Annotated in this window: 14 protein-coding genes; 8 read left to right on the top strand and 6 right to left on the bottom strand. The window is 69.2% G+C overall.

Translation table 11 applies throughout. From position 1 onward, the window contains the following. The first annotated feature begins 22 nt into the window (after nt 1-22). A complete protein-coding gene (locus AB0B91_RS10215; RefSeq protein WP_358317958.1) occupies nt 23-571 on the top strand; it encodes an MFS transporter in 549 nt (182 codons plus the stop codon). Between the two features lie 298 nt (nt 572-869). Beyond that, nucleotides 870-2,300, top strand: coding sequence for a PepSY domain-containing protein (locus AB0B91_RS10210; RefSeq protein ID WP_358317957.1), 1,431 nt, complete (start codon nt 870-872; stop codon nt 2,298-2,300). 6 nt (nt 2,301-2,306) lie between these two features. On the opposite strand, the gene AB0B91_RS10205 is transcribed toward AB0B91_RS10210, so the two are convergent. Beyond that, nucleotides 2,307-4,340: a M14 family zinc carboxypeptidase gene (locus AB0B91_RS10205; protein ID WP_358317956.1), complete on the bottom strand. Its 2,034-nt coding sequence runs from the start codon at nt 4,338-4,340 to the stop codon at nt 2,307-2,309. Between the two features lie 232 nt (nt 4,341-4,572). On the opposite strand from AB0B91_RS10205, the gene AB0B91_RS10200 reads away from it, so the two are divergent. Next, nucleotides 4,573-5,841, top strand: coding sequence for an alpha/beta hydrolase-fold protein (locus AB0B91_RS10200; protein WP_358317955.1), 1,269 nt, complete (start codon nt 4,573-4,575; stop codon nt 5,839-5,841). Nucleotides 5,842-5,904: 63 nt separating this feature from the next. On the opposite strand, the gene AB0B91_RS10195 is transcribed toward AB0B91_RS10200, so the two are convergent. From AB0B91_RS10195 to AB0B91_RS10185, 3 genes are all read right to left on the bottom strand, one after another. Beyond that, entirely contained in the window at nt 5,905-6,753 is an 849-nt protein-coding gene (locus AB0B91_RS10195) for an alpha/beta hydrolase (RefSeq protein WP_358317954.1), read from the bottom strand. Between the two features lie 128 nt (nt 6,754-6,881). Beyond that, nucleotides 6,882-7,172, bottom strand: coding sequence for a LapA family protein (locus AB0B91_RS10190; protein ID WP_358317953.1), 291 nt, complete (start codon nt 7,170-7,172; stop codon nt 6,882-6,884). Nucleotides 7,173-7,252: 80 nt separating this feature from the next. After that, nucleotides 7,253-7,603 (bottom strand): hypothetical protein, encoded by a 351-nt coding sequence (locus tag AB0B91_RS10185; RefSeq protein ID WP_358317952.1) that lies wholly within the window; start codon nt 7,601-7,603, stop codon nt 7,253-7,255. Between the two features lie 527 nt (nt 7,604-8,130). Here AB0B91_RS10185 and AB0B91_RS10180 point away from each other — a divergent pair. After that, complete coding sequence (locus tag AB0B91_RS10180) at nt 8,131-8,640, top strand: ATP-binding protein (protein WP_358317951.1); 510 nt, start codon at nt 8,131-8,133, stop codon at nt 8,638-8,640. A 14-nt stretch (nt 8,641-8,654) separates the two neighbouring features. Here the strand turns inward: AB0B91_RS10180 and AB0B91_RS10175 are convergent, their stop codons facing one another. Both AB0B91_RS10175 and AB0B91_RS10170 read right to left on the bottom strand, forming a co-directional pair. Continuing rightward, on the bottom strand, nt 8,655-9,437 hold the full coding sequence (locus AB0B91_RS10175) for a GAF and ANTAR domain-containing protein (RefSeq protein ID WP_358317950.1): 783 nt from the start codon (nt 9,435-9,437) through the stop codon (nt 8,655-8,657). Between the two features lie 48 nt (nt 9,438-9,485). Further along, the gene (locus AB0B91_RS10170; RefSeq protein ID WP_358317949.1) at nt 9,486-9,983 is read right to left on the bottom strand and encodes a DUF5994 family protein; all 498 of its coding nucleotides are present in this window, start codon (nt 9,981-9,983) and stop codon (nt 9,486-9,488) included. A gap of 382 nt (nt 9,984-10,365) precedes the next feature. Between AB0B91_RS10170 and AB0B91_RS10165 the strand changes: the two genes are divergently transcribed. From AB0B91_RS10165 to AB0B91_RS10150, 4 genes are read left to right on the top strand one after another with little or no spacing between them, the layout of a single operon-like run. After that, on the top strand, nt 10,366-11,367 hold the full coding sequence (locus tag AB0B91_RS10165; RefSeq protein WP_358317948.1) for a LacI family DNA-binding transcriptional regulator: 1,002 nt from the start codon (nt 10,366-10,368) through the stop codon (nt 11,365-11,367). A gap of 27 nt (nt 11,368-11,394) precedes the next feature. Further along, nucleotides 11,395-12,660, top strand: a complete 1,266-nt coding sequence (locus AB0B91_RS10160; protein ID WP_358317947.1) for a sugar ABC transporter substrate-binding protein — start codon at nt 11,395-11,397, stop codon at nt 12,658-12,660. Beyond that, entirely contained in the window at nt 12,657-13,532 is an 876-nt protein-coding gene (locus AB0B91_RS10155) for a sugar ABC transporter permease (RefSeq protein ID WP_358317946.1), read from the top strand. The genes AB0B91_RS10160 and AB0B91_RS10155 overlap by 4 nt, the downstream gene beginning before the upstream one ends. Then, complete coding sequence (locus tag AB0B91_RS10150; RefSeq protein WP_358317945.1) at nt 13,532-14,338, top strand: carbohydrate ABC transporter permease; 807 nt, start codon at nt 13,532-13,534, stop codon at nt 14,336-14,338. Before AB0B91_RS10155 ends, AB0B91_RS10150 begins: the two co-directional genes overlap by 1 nt. Nucleotides 14,339-14,340 lie beyond the last annotated feature (2 nt).

The following is a 14,340-nucleotide window of genomic DNA, read 5'->3' as shown; positions in this document are numbered from 1 at the left end:
CGGCCGGGCCGTATCTGACGATGTGAGCGCCGATCAGATCGGACCCGCCGGCCGCGTCGTGCGCGCCGCGGTGTTCGCGGTCGTCTGCGTGTACGCCGCGCTCGGCATGCACGTGCTGGCCGGTGGCCCGCGCGCCGGGCTGGGAATCGTCGCCGCCGCCACCGCCATGACAGGCGCGGGGGCGTACGTCCTCGCGCGCCGGCGGCGGAGTATGGGGACGCTGCTGGCCGCCTCCTTCGCCGCGCAGTACGGCATGCACCATCTTTTCGGCTCGGGCGTCCCGTTGACGGGACACCACGAAGGCGGGCTGTCCGCCGGGCTCGGGATGCTGACGGCGCACGTGCTGGTCGCGACGCTGTCGGCCTGGTGGCTGGAGCGCGGCGAGACGGCGCTGGCCACCCTCCTGTTCCTGCTGGCCTGCTCGCTCCGCGACCTGTGGCGGCCGCTCACCGACGTGCTCGCGCCACCCGCGACGACGCGCCGCGTGGCGCCGGTCGTGGCGGTCGCGCCCGCCATCCGCGCGTCCCAGGTGCTGGCCTGGGCGCTGTGCCGCCGGGGGCCGCCTCAGTAGGCAGGCGACGCTGTCGCGCTGCTCCGCTGATCATTACCGGCTCCGTGTGTCGCCGGGTATGACCGCGTGGATCGCCGTCGTACCCGGGAAACCGCACGTCCGGTCCGTCATGACCGTACGGCGCCTTACCGCGAACACGACCGTACGACGACCGCGGCCCTCGCCATGCTCGTCACCGTACGACGACCGCGGTATCCGCCGTGATCGTGAGTCTTCGCCGCGTGAGCGTGCGTCCGGTCATGACCGTCCCCGCTGTTCGCGCGCCTTCGGCGTGCGCGTCTCCGGAACGGAGAAGTTCATGACCTCTGTAGAGGTACGGCCGGAAACCAACCAGCCCACCCCGGTCCTCTCGTCCCAGCGCTACCGCGTCGTCTGGCGCTGGCATTTCTACGCCGGGCTGTTCGTCGCCCCCGTCCTGCTCGTCCTCGCCGTGACCGGATCGATCTACCTGTTCAAGGAGCCGTTCGAGGCGTGGCACTACGCCGACGTCCGTACGCTCGCCGCACCCGTGACCACGGCCCGGCCCCTGTCGGAGCAGGTCGCGGCCGCCCGCCAGGCCCGGCCCGGCGCGGCCGTCATGTCGGTCATTCCGCCCACCGCCCCGGACCGGACCACCCGGGTGATCCTTCAGGGCGCCGACACCGGGCCGTGGGCCCAGGGCATCTCGGTCTACGTCGACCCGTCCACGTCCCGGGTGGTCGGGCAGATCGACGACGCCACCACCTTCATGCGTGTCGTACGCACCATCCACGGCGAGCTGATGTCGGGCACCATCGGCGACCGGGTCGTCGAGATCGCCGCGTGCTGGGCGCTGATCCTCATCGCCACCGGCACGTACCTGTGGTGGAGCGGCCGCCGTACCCACAAGCGGGCCAAGCGGTCGGGCCGCGGCCGGCTGCGCCGCCTGCACACCCTCACCGGAGTCGGCGCCGGGGCGGCGGTCGTCTTCCTCGTCCTCTCCGGCCTGCCCTGGTCGGGCGTGTGGGGTGACGGCCTGCAGCGCATCCAGGACAGCACCGGTTCGACCTATCCCAGCGCGGACGCCTTCCCGCACACCTCGACGCTCTCCGGAGACCTGTCCATCAACCCCGACGCCAAGGTGCCCTGGTCGGCCGAACGGCTCCCCGTACCGCAGTCCGACGGCCACGCCGCGCACGAGAGCGCCGGCGGCGTGCTGCAACGGGGCGCCCTGCCCATCGAGCGGGCCCTGGCCGCCGCCCGCCCGGTCCTGCGCGACTGCCGGCCCGCCGAATGCGACATCAAGATCCTCCTCCCCGCTGACGCGAAGGGCGTCTACACCATCGTGACCGACAACCGCCGCGACCCGGCCGCGGCCCAGACGCTCCACATCGACCAGTACAGCGGCCGGGTGCTGGTCTCCTACGGCTGGGCCGAGTACGGCATCATGGCCAAAGCCGTCGAACAGGGCATCGCCCTGCACGAGGGCCGCCGTTACGGCACCGCCAACCTGCTCGTCATGCTCGCCGCCTGCCTGGCCCTCATCACGCTCGTGGTCACCGGCGCGTGGATGTGGTGGAAGCGCCGCCCGCGCGGGCGCGCCGGGGCGCCGGCCCGCGCCACCAACAGGCGGACCACGTACGGAGTGATCGCCATCATGGCGGCGCTCGGCCTGCTGTTCCCGCTCGCGGGCATCACCATGGCGGTCGTGCTGCTGCTCGACTGGCTGGTGCTCCGGCGGATTCCGGCGGTGGCGCGGGTGATCGGCTGACAACGGTCAGGGTTCTCGATAGTCGGCGGCGACCCCGATCAGCGAAATGAGGCCGGAGGCGAACTCCATCGCCTCCGCGTGCCCCTCGCTGAACGGCGGCTGGAAGCCCACTCCCTCCCACTTGCGGGTGGTGGGGTTCCACAGGTCGCTGCCGACCTCGAAGTCCCACCCGAAGATGCCGTGGTCGTACCAGAGCTCGTCCGCGGAGTTGCCCGCCGCCGAATACAGCACGTCGGTCACCGGCCCGGTCTGCTGGGGCCAGGTGACCGTGCCGCGTTCGGCGGCGATGGCCTGCTCGATGGTGCGGGCCGAGCGCAGGAAGTACGCCTCCTGCCGGGCCGTGGGCCGGGGCAGGGTGACCCGGCCGTCGAGTTTGTAGGCGCCGGGCGGCCACATGAAGTACCCGCCGTAGCTGTGGACGTTCATCGCGAACTTGATGTTGCGGTACGTCCGCGCCAGCCAGACGACGTTGCGGCTCTCAGGCTCGGAATGTTCGGCGGGCCCGGCGAACGTACCGCTCTGGCAGTTGGCCGAGGCGCCGAAGTACCCGTCGGACAGCGATCCCACGGCGTAGTTGCGATTGACGTCCACGCCCCAGGTGTCGCGGAGCGCCGGGTCGGACTGCTGCGCGGGGCAGTGGTTGGTCATGTTCTTACGCTGGGAGTTGAAGTCGTAGAAGCTGTAGTTGGCGCCGTCGGGGTTGACCGTGGGGACGATGAAGATGTCGGTGCGGTTCAGCAGTTCGCGCGTCGCCGCGTCGCGCGGGTAGTTGCGCAGCAGCCGCTCGGCCGCCTCGATGGTGACCAGCGGCCCCACCCATTCCCGGGCGTGTTCCTGGGCGTAGGCGAGCACCCCGGTACGCGAGCCGTCACGATGGACGCCGACGCGCAGCGCCAGCACCCGCCACGGCGCGCGGGAGACGCCGGCCGGCGCCTTGAGGAAGTCGCTCAGCTGGGTGAGCGGCACTGGCGCCATGACGCCCAGCCCCGCGTCCGTGCGGTAGGTCGCGGCCTTGACGGCGCTGCCCGGTGTCGCGTTGATCGCCGCCACCACCTGTGCCGCGGTGCTGGCAGGCGTGCCGGAGCCGTCGGTCGCCAGGCTGACCGTGAGCTGCTTGCCGTTCACCGTCACCTGTAACGGCCGGTCGGCGGCGCCGGGGTTGACGAGCTCGATGGCCAGGTCGTTGCCGCCCTCGGAGCCGTAGGCGTTCGAGGTGACCACGACGGCGGCGCCGGGCACGGTACCGATCAGGGCTTGGGCGTGCCGCCGGTAGCCGTTGGTCGGGTTCGGCAGCGTGATGATGTCGGTGAGCTTGGGGAAGCGCTGGTGCAATGCCTTGACCCGCTCGTTGAGCTGCGTCGGCGGCATGTACTGGCTGACGAAGTCCTTCTGGTAGCCGGGACCCGTGCGATCGGGCCGCTCGCCGTCGGGCCACTCTTTGACCCGCGCCTCCGCCTTGCCACCGGCCGCCGACGTGACGGTGATCCACTGCGGCTGGTTCTCGGCCGGCACCGGAGTGCTGAGCTGGTGACCCAGGTACGCGCCCGCGTCGACGTACGGCACCAGCGCCGCCTGCCCGCTGGAGCCGCGTCTGCCCGTCCAGCTCGCGCTGAGCACGGCCGCCGCCCCGGCGTTGCTGGACGCCTCGACCGACAGGAAGTACCCGTCGCGGGACTTGAACCAGACCGCCCGCTCGATGACCAGTTGGTCCTGCGCGGCGCCGCTCTTCGGCGTCTTCTGGGCCGGTGTGCCGGACGCCAACGTGGCGCCGAGCGAACCGAGCCCTGCCAGCTGGGTCGGTGTGACGACGGCGTCGATCTGGATGCTGCCGTCCGCCTGCGGCCGTACCCGCTCGGTCAGGTCGGCCCCTGAGGCCACCAGCCGCTCCATCGTGGCCTGGTCCGGCACCGAGAGCGTGACCAGCGAGGCCGGCTCCGGATCGGACGGCCCGGCGACCGCGGGGACGGACGTCCCCGAGGTCAGGGATGTCGTAAGAAGAACGATCGCCACAACGACTGCGGACGCCCGTAAGCCACGCATCGGCTCCTCCTGGATCACCGGTATGGAGATCAGTGAAGGCCGACTTGACGAAACAGGCAAGACCCACTCAAAAGAGGTGTAACGGTTGAACTACCGCGGGAGTTGTATCCCGGAGCGGTCTTGCGGATAAAAGGTTGACCTCTATCTCAAACCGGCGGTTGACGCGCAAAACGACGTCGCTTCGTAGCTTGAGGCGCGGTTTCCCCTGAGGGCCCGCTTTGGAGGAGAAGTGATGCGACGTTCCCCACGCTGGTTGGCGCGTGCGCTGGCCGGATTACTGCTGATCGCCGGAGTGGTCGTGGTCCCGGCAGCCGCGGCCCAGGCTGAGACGTGTTCGACGACCCTGCCCCTTGCCGACGGCTACGGCATCGCCTGCGTACGCGTGGACCGGCACCCGCAGGCCGACGGGTCCGAGCTGCGGGACGTCACGATGACCTCCACGGCGATCTTCCAGGCGTCCGGCGGCACTCCGGCGATCAGCCCGCTGGCCCAGCCGATCACCGTACGGATCTACCTGCCCGACGACTACGACCCGGACAGGAGCACCCGCTACCACTCGCTCTATCTGATCAACGGCGGCGGGGACAACTACGACGAGTGGACGACGAAGGCCGATCTGGTGTCCCTCATGGCCTCCGTGCCCGCCTATGACGGCATCGTGGTGATGCCGACCGGCGGGATGACCGGCTGGTACAGCGACTGGGCCGGCCGCACGGACGGATATTTCTCGCCCAAGTGGGAGACGTACCACATCTCGCAGCTCATCCCGTGGATCGACGCCAACTTCAACACCATCGCCGACCGATCCGGGCGCGGGCTGGCCGGGATCTCGATGGGCGGCTTCGGCACGCTCAAGTACGCCGCCGCGCACCCCGACGTGTTCTCGGTCATCGGCGCCATCTCCCCCGGCACCGACCTGCGGGCCCCGGCCGCCCAGCGGACGATCTCCAACTCCATGTGGCTGTCCGGCGCGGCGATCAACCTGTTGGATCGGGGGGTGTACCGCGTCAACAAGTACGAGAACGGCATTCTGGTGCTCGACCAGGACCAGCAGCGGCGCTACCGGCTGGACACCCTGTTCGGGCCGCACACCACCGCCGTCGTGAACGGCACGACGGTCGACGACTGGCCGTCCGCCAACCCGGCCGAACTGGTGACGGAAGGCAAGTACGCACCGTACAGCGGCAAGTTCGGCCTGTACGCGGGCGGCTGCGCGGACCTTCCGGGCCCGCCCAACCGGCCTGAGTACGCCAACGGCCACCAGCCGGCTCCGGCCGAGTGCGCCTACGACACCAACGCCGATGCCGACGCCCCGATGGCCAGTGAGGCCATGCTCGGCGCGTACGCGAGCGTCTTCGACACCACGCTGACCAGCCTGGGGGTCGACCACCGGTACTGCTACGGCACCGGCGGCCACGACTGGAACTCCTGGCCCGCCAACCTGGTGGACTTCCTCCAGTACGCGTACGGCACGGCCCCGGCGTACTGCCCCAACGCGTAACCGAACGGGCACGCGGCGCAGGGTGGGGAGGCGGCTCGCCTCCCCACCCTGCGCCGCGTAAACCTACGGCGTGCCTACGCCGTTCTTCTTGGCGTGTTTCGCGGCCTCGCGCCCGGCCCAGTGGAGCACGTGGTCGGCGACTCTCTCCCACTGGGGAGCACCGAGGACGAAGTGCGGCATGCGCGCGAACTCGTGGTATCCGGTGACCGCACGGGACTTGCGGTAGCGCTGGTAGGTCTGGCGGACCAGTGAGGCGGGCACGGTATGGTCGGCGCCGCCGGCGATCAGGAGCAGCGGGGCACGGGTGTCGTTCTGGACGTTCACCCTGGTGGCTGAGTGGAGCCGCAGGTTGGCGGTGGCGGCCTGGAACAACGGCCGGCCGGGGGCGGGCACGTGGTAGCGCTGGTAAATCACCGCCGACTCGGGTTCGCTCAGCGTGTTGGTGAACGCGTAGTGAAACTGCTTGGCGGTCAGCGCCACCGTCCGGGAGCGGTTGACCGGGTTGGACAGGACGGGAAAGGCCGCGCGCAGGCTGCTGATCGGCAACCGCAGCACGCCCTGGATGGGGGCCGTGTGGATGGCCACGCCGGCGGCGCCCAAGCCACGGTCCAGCAGGATCTGGGTGACCAGGCCGCCGAAGGAGTGGCCGATGATGATGGGTGGCCGGGTCTGCTCGCGGATGATCGCCTCGTAGTGGTCGGCGACCTCCGTGACGCCCAGACCGTTCATGACCTCCGGGGACTTGCGCAGGGCTTCGACCTCGATCTCCATGCCCGGCCAGGCCGGGGCGATCACTTCGTGGCCGAGTCGGGTGTAGTGCTCGATCCACTGCTCCCAGGCGCGCGGTGTCAGCCACAGCCCGTGGATGAGGATGATGGCTGGTTTTGTCGGGGTGTTATGGGGTTCGTTCATGGGGGTTCTCCTGCGTCGGGGTAGCCGACATCCGTGGAAGTTGCAGGGCACGCGCCGCGGCAGCCGGAGGAAACGGGCAGTTCACGCCCAACTCATCTCGCCAGCTGATAACCCGGAGCCGGTTCCCCTCATTGAGGGGCGTTCTTGTGGATCTCCGGTGTCGGGGGCTGGGCAGGCTCGGCGGGCGGCGCCAGCGACCGGCCCGCCACCTCCTGCTGAGCCGCTCGGCGTAGCTGCAGGATCCGGCCGGTGCCGGGGATGGCCACCGCGACGATCCCGCCGATGGCCGCCAGCAGCATAGCCACCCCCAAAGGGAGAACTCCGCTCAAGCCGAGGAAGGAGATCTGGACCTGCTGACCGTTCTGCAGGACGAAGATCAGGAGAAGCAGGAGCACGAGCGTCCCGGCCACCAATGCCACCCACCACCCCGTGACGGTCGCGGGGCGCGGCCCGCGACGTCAGAGTGTGGCCATCCTCGAGTCTCTCGGCTCAGTGGCGCTCAGTTGTCCGTTGCCTCGGCGAGGCCGCCGTGCGTGCCCCCGTCGAGGAGGTGTGCCCCGGCGTCGTGCAGAGTGATGCCAAAGCGCGCGCTGCCGGCGGGCATCCAGTCGCTGTCCGCGTTGATCGCTTTGAAGCGGGTCTCGCGGGTCGGGCCGTCGCCGACGAGGTGGCCGCGGAGGTGGCCGGCGCTGTTGTACACGGCCCAGCGGCCCGCGGCCACCTGCGGCATCGAAGCCGGGTTGTCCTTGAGCCACTGCGCGTTGGCCGCGTGCTCGGCCCGCTCGTCGACCTCGGTGGGCGGGGCGGACTCCATCGTGGCCGGGGCTTCGGTTTTGCGAGGACTACTCATATTGCGTCCCGCTCTCAGGATTGTGGCTGGCGTCCCCCGATACATCGGAGGAACACTCGGTGCCTGGGGACCATGCTATCGGCGTACACCACCTGTCACCGACCTGGAACTTCAGGAGCTTCCGCACCTTGCTCCCGATCACGATCGCGGCGGCGCCCGGCGGCCTGGTCGTCGCGGTAGCCGAGTCGTCCACGCCCACGATGATGGTTTGGGTCATGTTTTCTCCTTGTTGCGCCAATTGTCGCGCGTATAGCAAGGGAGGGAAACAAGCAATAACCGATCCGGTTATCACCGCGATTGATGTGCATTCGCTGGCGTATGGATGGATGTGGCCTCGAGGTAAGGGAAGTCGGATGGTAATGCGTAGTTATGACCGGCTTTTATCGGGCATGCGTCGAACGAGCCGATCAGGGCTGCCCCGGACCTCGGCGGTCATCATCTCTTCTCGCATATTCGCGGACCAACGATGAGGACCGTCATGTCCGGGACGCACCCATCCCCTGCCGACCTCCCGCCTGACGACGTGCATGCCGACGCCCCCGCGGCCGATACGCGTCCGGCCCTTCTCCTCGATCGCCCGCACCTGGTCACCAGCGATCCGCCGGTGCGACACGGTCAACGAGGTATCCGGTGACGTGGTGGGCGACCGGCACCGGTTGATGGCACGGATGTTCACCGGGCACGACATCGCCGACATACGCCACACGCTTGCCCGCCACGCCACAGATCAGGGCCTTTCGGGGATGCGGCACCACGACTTCGTGCTGGCCGTGCACGAAGTCGTCGTCAACGTGATCGGCCATGGCGGCGGGTCCGGCCTGATGCGTCTGTGGCAGGCCGACGGGATGTTGTGCTGCGAGATCAGCGACGACGGGCCGGGCATACCGGCGCGGCGGCTGCATCGATCCCAGGTGCCGAGCCACGACGGCGAGGATGGGCGGGGCCTCTGGCTGATCTGGCAGCTCGGCGACGCGGTCACCTTCTCCAGCGGCACGGGCGGAACCACCGTCCGGATTTCCGTCCGCCTACCGGGCTGACGCCTCGCCGGGTGTCACAGCGGCGGGTCAGCGTCTACGGCCGAGGGGGCGGGAGGGAGGGGCGATAGGCCGGGGTGGGCGGCGCGGGCGACCACCTCCCGTGCGAGTTCGGTCAGCTGCCGGCTGTGGTCGCGAGCGTGCTGGCGCAGCACGGCGAAGGACTGCTCCATCGGCAGCGTGTAACGCTCGCTGAGCATGCCCTTGGCCTGTTCGATCACCACCCGGCTGTTGAGCGCGTGCTGCAACTGTTCGGACAGGATTTGGCCTTCCCGGATGGCCCGCTCCTGCAGCAGCCCGATGGTGGCGATGTCGGCCAGGGCCTGGGCGAGCGCGACGGTGGGGGCCGCCAGTTCGCCTGGCTCGTGGCGGAACAGGTTCATCGCGCCGATCACCTGGTTGCGCAGCCGCATGGGCAGCGCGTCGACTGCGCGAAACCCGTTGACGCGGGCCTGCTCGGCGAAGCGGGGCCAGCGCCGCATGGTCTCCGTCGTGGCCAGGTCGGCGCAGTGCACGGACTGGCCGGTCGCGAAACAGTCCAGACAGGGACCCTGGTCGGTTTGGAGCTGGAACAGCTCCAGCAGCCGGCTCTGCTCACTGGAGGCGCCCACCAACCGCAACTTCTCACCGGGGGCGGCGAACAGCAGCCCGGCGGCGTCGACGTCGAGGAGTCGCACGCACTGCTCGGCCAGGCCGTGCATGAAGTCGATGACGTCGAACCCGGTGACCAGCGTGTCGGCCAAGGTGATGAACGCCTGGGCGACCTGCAACGTCGGGCCGTTGGACGGGGAGAGGTCCACGCCCAGCAGCCTACGCCGCCGACCCGGCGATCCGGTGGGAACTCCTGGCTACCCGATCGCGGGACCGGCCCCCTGGTCGGTGATGTGCCCGCCCTCGTTCTCCCGCTCGTCCGAGACTTCCTGGCCCGCCCGACGGGCACTGCGTGTGGCGGGCAGACGGGCGATGGTGAGGAGGTCGACCGGCCACAGTCCGGTCGTGTCCTGAGCGCCGAGCTTGAGCGCGGCCTCAGCGGGCCCGCTCGCGGTGTCCGGTGGGATGACCAGCAGGACGATCGGCTCGGCACCCGCGAGGATCAACGTGATCACGTGAGGGTCGGTGTTGCGGAACCAGCCGACCTTGATCTGGCGCCCCGGTGCCGGGATACGACGCGGGATGTGGTCCCACGTGTCCTTGCGCACGCCGACCCGCAACGTGGTCTGGTCGAGCCGCTGATCGACGGCGGCAATGAGCCCGGGCAGCTCTGCGGCCGCGTCGCGGGAGTGGGGCCACCACGCCCCGTCCACCACGGATCGCCGGCTCAGGACGGGATTCAGACTGAGCCGCATTTCGGAGTCGATGGCGGGAACCGCGGAAGCGACAGCGCTCAGCGGCTTGAGATGAGTAAGAACGGACGCCTTCATGGTCGCCTGACCTGTCTGGCCCACTACGAGGAGGCCGACAATCGCGGATCGCCGCGGGCGACGCCGACCTGAGTGCCAACGCACGAAATGTCCTCGGTACTCGAACTCTACCTCACCAGGGAAGAGCGTCCCGGACGACAGGAGGTTGATCCGATCAGGAGGGCGGGAGTAGGGTCGGGTGATGTTAATCGTTTAACGTTGACGCGAGGGAGCCCGGGATGACCATCCACGCGCCGATCATCATGCCACGTCAAGACGCTCGAAAAACCGATTTCCCCTATAGGGAATACCATGTTATTCGACTAACATGAGACCCACGGCACGACAGGTCGCCGAGCTGGCGCAGGTGTCGGTGGCGACCGTGTCCTATGTGCTCAGCGGCCGGGACCGTCCCGTCGCCGCCGAGACGAGGCAGCGGGTACTCGACGCGGCCAGGCAGCTCGGCTACACGCCCAACCAGGCGGCCAGGAGCCTGCGCAAGCGCCGGACCCAGCGGGTCTGCCTGGTTCAGGCCTCGCTCGGCGGAAATCCCAGCGACGAGCGACTGGCCAGGGACCTGCACGAGATGGCCGACGTACACGGCTACTCCGTGATCACGCTTGCCGTCTACTCCGAGGGCCGCGCGCGAGCTGCGGCCGACGTGCTGCGGAGCGGGATCGCCGACGGCGCGCTGGTCAATCAGACCGGTGACCACCTCACCCACGACCTGCTGGCCGAGATCGTCGCCACCGGGCTGCCGATGGTGGTGGTCCGCAACGAGAGCGTGCCGGACGGCTGCGACGTCGTACGGACACCGGAGACCCAGGTCAGCACAGAGGCGGTCGAGCACCTGCTGGCCGAGGGCCGGACTCGCATCGCCTTCATGGCCCACCGCGAGGAGCTCTACCGAGACCGTCCCACCGGCAGGCTGCTGGGCTACACGACGGCCCTCGACCGGCACGGCGTGGACCGGCGGATCATCGTCTCCGGCGCGGACGACCGCGTGGCGGCCTATCAGTCCGCCACCGAGCTCCTGCGTGCTCCCGACCGGCCGGACGCCATCTTCGCGGCGTCCGACCGGGCGGCGATCAGCGTGATCAATGCCGCCAGAGACGCCGGGCTGGGCGTGCCCGGCGACGTCGCGGTGATAGGCGTCGGCAACATCGACGAGGGCCTCATCAGCAACCCGCAGCTCAGCACCGTCGGCCCGCTCAGACACGACTACACCGACGTCGTGCGCCTGCTCTTCGACCGCCTCCAGGCCGAGGAGCCCCTGCCCGCCCGGGAGATCGTCCGCCCTTGGACGTTCCTGCGGCGGGGCTCTTCCTGAAGGCGTTTGACAGAAGGGAAACCCGAGATGTCCCCCGATCTCTCCCGCCGCGACCTGCTCCGCCTGGCTGGGGCGGCCGCCGCCGTACCGGTCCTGTCGTCCTGCGCCGGAGCCCCGACCGCGCGGACCGCCGCCCCCGGAACGTTCACCGTCTACTGGAACGCCGGGCACGACTACCAGGCCTATCGCAAGGTGGTCACCGAGTTCGAGCAGGCCAACAAGGTCAAGGTCAACCTCCAGAAGTATCAGTGGCCCGACCTGCGCACCCGGCTGCTCGCCGACTTCGCCTCCGGAACCGCCCCCGACGTGGTGGAGGAACCCGGCGGGTGGGTGCAGGAGTTCGCCATCTCCGGCAACGCCCGCTCTCTCCAGGACTACGTCGACCGCGACGGCGCCGCGATGGGTTTCCCCGCCGACTGGCGCCCGGCCACCGTCGAACGCAACTCCTACCAGGGCAAGGTGTACGGGGTCCAGCTCCACCTGACCTGCAACACGCTCTTCTACAACAAGGCCATGCTCCGGGACGCCGGGCTGGAACCACCCACCACCTGGCCGGAATTCCTGGCCGCCGCCCAGAAGTTGACCAAGGAGGGCGTGTACGGCGTGGCGCTCAACCAGGACTATGCCTACGGCTGGCCCTGGCTGCTCCAGGCTGGAGTCAGCGCGTACGACCCCAAGACCGGAAAAGTCATGACTCCGGTGGCGGATGCGGTGACCGCCATGCAGTTCCAGGCGGACCTGATCCACAAGCACAAGGTCGCCCCCGTACCGGTGTCGAGCACCGACTACTCGGGCCCGCAGAAGCTGTTCTCGGCCGGACGCGCCGCGATGATCCTCACCGGCCCGTGGGACCTCGGCCCGATCAGGACGGCGAGCCCCGACCTGGAGCTGGGCGTGGCCCCACCGCTGAAGGGCGAGCGGCAGGCCACCCTCGCGGCGGGGGTCAGCATGTTCGTCCCGGCCAAGGCGGCCAGGCCCGACCTGTCGTGGGACTTCATCAAGCGCGTCACCACCCTCCAGACCGAGCAGGCCGCCACCAAGGAGGTCGGCATGCTGATGCCCCGCACCTCCTGGGCCGGCCTGCCCGAGGTGCGGGCGGACCCGGTCATCAAGGTCTTCGCCGACGCGCTCGGTTCCGCCGTCGACGCCTCGCAGGAGGTACGCCTCACCGGTCAGTTCGGCAAGTTCGAGGAGCAACTCAAGGTCATGTACCAGGAGGTGCTCATCCAGAACCAACCGGCCGAGTCGGCGCTGAAGAAGTTCAGCGAAGCGGCCGAGGGCTTCCTGCGATGATCCGCCGCAAGACCCTGGCGGGCCGGTACGCCCGGACCGCCTACCTGTTCCTGACCCCGGCGATCCTGTTCTTCGCGGCCTTCTTCTACCTGCCGATCGGCAACGTGGTCGCCACCAGCCTGCGTACCGGGCCACAGGCCGACCAGTTCGCCGGCCTGGCCAACTACGGTCAGGCACTGGCCGACCCGGCCGTGCGCCACTCGTTCCTGGTCACGATCGTCTTCGCGGTGGCCGTGGTGGTCGGCTCGATCGTCCTCGGGCTGATCCTGGCCATGGCGCTCGACCAGCCGCTCAAAGGGCGGGTGGCGTTCCGCGTGCTGCTGCTCGTGCCGTACCTCACCTCGGTGGCGATCGTCGGCCTGCTCTGGCGCAACATCCTGGATCCGGAGCTCGGCGTGCTGAACCGGCTGCTGGCCGCCGCGGGCCTGCCGGAGCAGCAGTGGCTCAACAGCGCTCCGCTGCTCACGATCGCCGCCGTCACGCTCTGGCAGAGCGTCGGCTACACGATGGTGCTGTTCCTGGCCGGGCTGCAGGGCATACCCGAGACCTTCCACGAGGCGGCGAAGATCGACGGCGCCGACGCCTGGCGCCGGTTCTGGCGGATCACGCTGCCGCTGCTCGCCCCCACCACGCTGTTCGTCTCGGTGATGGCGGTCATCTCCGGGCTGCAGGCGTTCGGCCAGGCGTACATCATCACCAACGGCGGGCCGGGCGACGCCACCGACCTGTCGGTCTTCCACATCTTCAACGTCGCCTTCCGCACCAGGGACTTCGGCTACTCCTCGGCGCAGTCGGTGCTGCTCCTGGTCGTGATCGTGGCGTTCACACTGATCCAGCTCCGGGCCGGGCGGCGCGGGGAGGTCCAGTACTGATGCGCCGCGCCCTGCTTCACACCCTGCTCGGGCTCGCCTCACTGGTGACAGTCCTGCCACTGCTCTACATGCTGTCGCTGTCGCTGCAGACCGAGGCGGAGACGCTGTCGGCGCACGCGGTGCTCTGGCCGGACTCGCCCCAGTGGGGCAACTACGCCGAACTGTTCGCCCGCGCGCCCTTCGGCGACTTCATCGTCAACAGCCTCGTCGTGGCGGGCGTCATCACGCTGGCGCACCTGCTGTTCGACCCGCTCGTCGGCTACGTGTTCGCCAAGTTCCGCTTCCCGCTGCGCAACACGTTGTTCGTGGCGCTGCTGGCCACGCTGATGGTGCCGTTCTTCGTGCGCATGATCCCGCTGTACGTGCTGATGGCCAACCTCGGCTGGCTCAGCACCTATCAAGGGCTGGTCACGCCGTTCCTCATGGACGCGTTCGGCATCTTCCTCATGCGGCAGTTCATCCAGCCCATCCCGGACGACCTGATCAGCGCGGCCCGCATCGACGGCGCGTCCGAGCTGGGCATCTACCGGCGCATCATCCTGCCGCAGACCAGGCCGGCGCTGGCCGTGCTCGGGCTGTTCACCTTCGTCTTCCAGTGGAACGAGTTCCTGTGGCCGCTGGTCGCCACCACGACGCCCGAGATGCGCACCATCCCGGTGGGGCTCACCCTGTTCAACCAGGAGTACTTCACCCTGTGGCACCTCACGGCCGCGGGCTCGGTGATCCTGTTCGTCCCCACCGCCGTCCTGTTCATCCTCACCCAGCGCTACTTCGTGCGCGGCATCACCCTGACCGGCCTTCGATAGGA

Origin of the sequence: Nonomuraea sp. NPDC049141 (assembly GCF_040648415.1) — a bacterium.
Taxonomy (GTDB): domain Bacteria; phylum Actinomycetota; class Actinomycetes; order Streptosporangiales; family Streptosporangiaceae; genus Nonomuraea.
This window is presented reverse-complemented; position numbering and strand designations above follow the sequence as displayed.

What these genes read in the sequence shown, in the direction of transcription:
- AB0B91_RS10200 (WP_358317955.1), top strand. Translation starts at nt 4,573, where the DNA reads ATGCGACGTTCCCCACGCTGGTTGGCGCGTGCGCTGGCCGGATTACTG.
- AB0B91_RS10205 (WP_358317956.1), bottom strand. Translation starts at nt 4,340, where the DNA reads ATGCGTGGCTTACGGGCGTCCGCAGTCGTTGTGGCGATCGTTCTTCTT.
- AB0B91_RS10210 (WP_358317957.1), top strand. Translation starts at nt 870, where the DNA reads ATGACCTCTGTAGAGGTACGGCCGGAAACCAACCAGCCCACCCCGGTC.
- AB0B91_RS10160 (WP_358317947.1), top strand. Translation starts at nt 11,395, where the DNA reads ATGTCCCCCGATCTCTCCCGCCGCGACCTGCTCCGCCTGGCTGGGGCG.
- AB0B91_RS10155 (WP_358317946.1), top strand. Translation starts at nt 12,657, where the DNA reads ATGATCCGCCGCAAGACCCTGGCGGGCCGGTACGCCCGGACCGCCTAC.
- AB0B91_RS10180 (WP_358317951.1), top strand. Translation starts at nt 8,131, where the DNA reads ATGCCGACGCCCCCGCGGCCGATACGCGTCCGGCCCTTCTCCTCGATC.
- AB0B91_RS10195 (WP_358317954.1), bottom strand. Translation starts at nt 6,753, where the DNA reads ATGAACGAACCCCATAACACCCCGACAAAACCAGCCATCATCCTCATC.
- AB0B91_RS10185 (WP_358317952.1), bottom strand. Translation starts at nt 7,603, where the DNA reads ATGAGTAGTCCTCGCAAAACCGAAGCCCCGGCCACGATGGAGTCCGCC.
- AB0B91_RS10170 (WP_358317949.1), bottom strand. Translation starts at nt 9,983, where the DNA reads ATGCGGCTCAGTCTGAATCCCGTCCTGAGCCGGCGATCCGTGGTGGAC.
- AB0B91_RS10165 (WP_358317948.1), top strand. Translation starts at nt 10,366, where the DNA reads ATGAGACCCACGGCACGACAGGTCGCCGAGCTGGCGCAGGTGTCGGTG.
- AB0B91_RS10150 (WP_358317945.1), top strand. Translation starts at nt 13,532, where the DNA reads ATGCGCCGCGCCCTGCTTCACACCCTGCTCGGGCTCGCCTCACTGGTG.